The organism is Terriglobales bacterium, assembly GCA_035543055.1.
GTDB lineage: Bacteria > Acidobacteriota > Terriglobia > Terriglobales > Acidobacteriaceae > JAIQFD01.
In genome coordinates, this window is record DATKKJ010000129.1 from 1 (window position 1) to 3,149 (window position 3,149).

Genomic DNA, 3,149 nt, shown 5'->3' on the forward strand with positions numbered 1-3,149 from the left:
CGAGTGACCTTCTGTCCGTCAATGATCAAAGCCGACGCGAAAGTGTGTCGGAGCGAGTGAATTGTGACCTGCCGCAACTTGGCTCGCTTCAGAGCGGGGCGCAAGCCCTCCTGCGCGATGGTGCTGCGGTGCCGAGGTGTACCTTCGGCATTCGGAAAGACCAGACCCAGCGCACTGGGTGGACACGCGAGCTTCCATCGCTTCAGTGCAGACAGCAGCTCTGGTGTCAGGGGAATCAATCGGCGTGAACTTGGCGTCTTCGGTTCGTAAAACCTGGGCTTTGAGGTTCCTTCCGAGGTCCGGTCCTTGGCCCATGATACACTTCGGCGGATCGCGATCGTGGCGGCGTCGAAGTCAACGTCGGGCCAGGTGAGTGCGGTCAGCTCACCAACGCGCGCGCCCGTCAAGACCGCAGTCAGGAAAAACGTGCGATAGTAACCCTGGTCCGCTTCTGCGATGAGACGTGATGCTTCGTCGGGTGACAGCACGCGATCTGGCGCCGGAACTGGTATGCGGACGCGCCGGTTCAGGTCGCAGATTTCGAGGCCCTCTCCTGAGGGGCGCCGTCGTGGCACGAACTGCACCCACTACCCGGACGGCGTGTGGGGTTATCTGCCATCCGCTTATGTAGTAGCGGCACAAAATGTACGTGTACTGGAACGCAATCACGCAACGTTACGAAGCAAAACACCCCGTAGCGGCTACACTTGGCCGCCATCGGTGGGCGAACACCTCACCCGAGCAGCATCGCGCCTTCGCTCAAGCTGGTGCGCGCAAAGCGTTGGGAAGGGCTCGACGCCGAGGCGCGGCGCTCGGGAGTTACCATGTGCTCGGTCTCGCAGTGTTGCAAATGGGGAAAGCAGCCATGACCCTTCTGAGTAACTCAACCAGAACGCGCTGCGGTGAGCGCCGCAGCCAGAAGGGAGGCTCCGATGGAGAAGATAGGTGGCACATCTTAAAGTGCGGTCCGGGCTTTCTGCGGGCGCTGTTGTTGCAGTGTGCGTGGAGTGCCGTACGCCAAGGTTGCGACACGGAGCTGCAGGAACGCTTCGCCAACCTGGCTCCGCGGATTGGGCGCAAACGAGCGATCATCGCGGTGGCCCGGAAACTGGCGATCAAGGTGCGCGGGCGCTGGCGCCGCCACCTGCTGGCCAGCGAGCCAGCGGCGGCAGTGGCGGTGTAGCCGTCAGAGGAACCCGTCGGCACCGGCGGCAACGGGAACTCGCGCGCGACTCCCTGCGTGCCCCCTCTTGGTCCACCACTACTCACAGCGTATTGTCAACCACTGCGCAGAACAGATTGTGGACGCTTCAGAGTTTGGCAGGAGTCGATCATCATTGCGAAGCACTGGCTGCGGCCACGAACAATAACTTGGTGGGTGTCCCCCCGGGGCACACACGAATGGCAGAATGGCCCGCCGCAGCCGGTGAGGCGGAGAGAGAGAAGACCACCCCACCGCGGCGCCTGGCTTTTGTGGCCGCGCCGCCCCCGCGTTCGTACGCCCGCTGCACGGGCTATTCCCCACAGCGAGATCTATCGGCACACTCGGAAGGTGAAATATGGCTGTGATTGCGCGTGTCGAGCAGTGGCCCGTGTGACTGACAGCTGAAAGGTAGTCGAGGGCGGTCAAGACTAGTCCTGGACGATCTTCGAGTCGCCGCGCCCCCAGTAGCGGTCCTTGAGCAGCCGCTTGTAGAGCTTGCCGGTGGGGAGGCGCGGGAGGTCGCTGTCGAAGTCGATGGAGCGCGGGCACTTGTACGCCGCCAGACGTTCGCGAGCGTAGGCGATCAGCTCCTCAGCCAGCGCTGCATCGGCGCTCACGCCCGCAGCGGGCTGCACGATCGCCTTCACCTCCTCTCCGAACTCGGAGTTGGGCACGCCGATCACGGCCACGTCTTCCACCTTGGGATGCATGATCAACTCGTTCTCGACCTCCTGGGGATAGATGTTGACTCCCCCCGAGATGATCATGAACGACGCCCGGTCAGTGAGGTAGAGGAAGCCCTCCTCGTCGAGGTGGCCCACATCTCCCAGGGCCGTCCAGCTAGGATGCTTCGGGTGCTGAGCGCTGCGCGTCTGCTCCGGGTCCTTGTGGTACTGGAAGGGTGCCTCGTCGCGCTCGAAGTACACGATACCCGCCTCTCCGGTCGGCAGCTCGGTGCCGTCCTCATGGCAGATGCGGATCGTCCCGATCACCGCGCGCCCGACGGTCCCGGGATGCGCCAGCCATTCCTCCGGCCCGACGTAGGTCAATCCATTCAGCTCGGTTCCGCCGTAGTACTCGTGCAGGATCGGGCCCCACCACTCGAACATCTCTTCCTTCACCTTGCGCGGGCAGGGAGCGGCGGCGTGGATCGCAACCTGATGATGGGAGAGATCGTAGCCGGCGCGCTCCTCCTCCGGGAGCTTCAGCATGCGAGTGAACATGGTGGGCACCCACTGGCTGTGGGTGATCGAGTACTTCTCCAAGGCCTGCAGCGCTTCCAATGCGTCGAAGCGTTCCATGATGACCACCGTGCCGCCGAGCGACTGCACAGCGGTGCAGAAGCCGATGGGCGCCGAGTGATAGAGTGGCGCGGGCGAGAGGTACACCGAGTCCGCGTCCACGCGGAACAGACCCCGCAGCACGGCGTTCATCGCCAGGCCGCGCGATACCGAGCGGCTTGGTAGAGGTCGGGCAATCCCCTTGGGCCGCCCGGTCGTCCCCGAGCTGTAGAGCATCAAGTCGCCGAGCGGCTCCTCGTCGAGGCGCTCCGCCGGGTGCGCGTCCACGGCGGCCTCGTAGCTCTCGAAGCGATCCGACGCGCCCGCCGGCAGGCCGTCGACCACCAGGAAGCGCCGGCAGCCCGGCGCCTGGTTGGGGATCGCCGCCGCCACGCCGTGCAGCGCGCGCGAGGACACTAGCACCTGCGCGCCGCAGTCATCGACGATGTAGCTGGCTTCCGGCGCGGTCAGATAGCGGTTGACGGTGGTGAGGTAGAGCCCGGATCGGAACGCCGCCCAGGCGACTTCGAAATAGCGAAGATGGTTCTCGAGGAACACCGCGATGTGGTCGCCGCGGCGCAGCCCTTCGGACCACAGGAGCTGCGCCAACCGGTTCGAGCGTGCATCGAGCTCGGCGTAGGTGATCACCTCGCCGGTGCGAGCCG

The 3,149-nt window shown here is 64.7% G+C and carries 3 protein-coding genes; 1 reads left to right on the forward strand and 2 read right to left on the reverse strand.

The window, feature by feature from the left end; translation table 11 throughout:
• On the reverse strand, window positions 1-488 hold a 488-nt coding region (locus VMS96_09010), incomplete at its 3' end, for a site-specific integrase (GenBank protein HVP43562.1).
• Between the two features lie 503 nt (window positions 489-991).
• On the opposite strand from VMS96_09010, the gene VMS96_09015 reads away from it, so the two are divergent.
• The gene (locus VMS96_09015; protein HVP43563.1) at window positions 992-1,183 is read left to right on the forward strand and encodes a hypothetical protein; all 192 of its coding nucleotides are present in this window, start codon (window positions 992-994) and stop codon (window positions 1,181-1,183) included.
• Between the two features lie 449 nt (window positions 1,184-1,632).
• Here the strand turns inward: VMS96_09015 and VMS96_09020 are convergent.
• Window positions 1,633-3,149: AMP-binding protein (locus VMS96_09020; protein HVP43564.1), on the reverse strand; the 1,517-nt coding region annotated here is incomplete at its 5' end.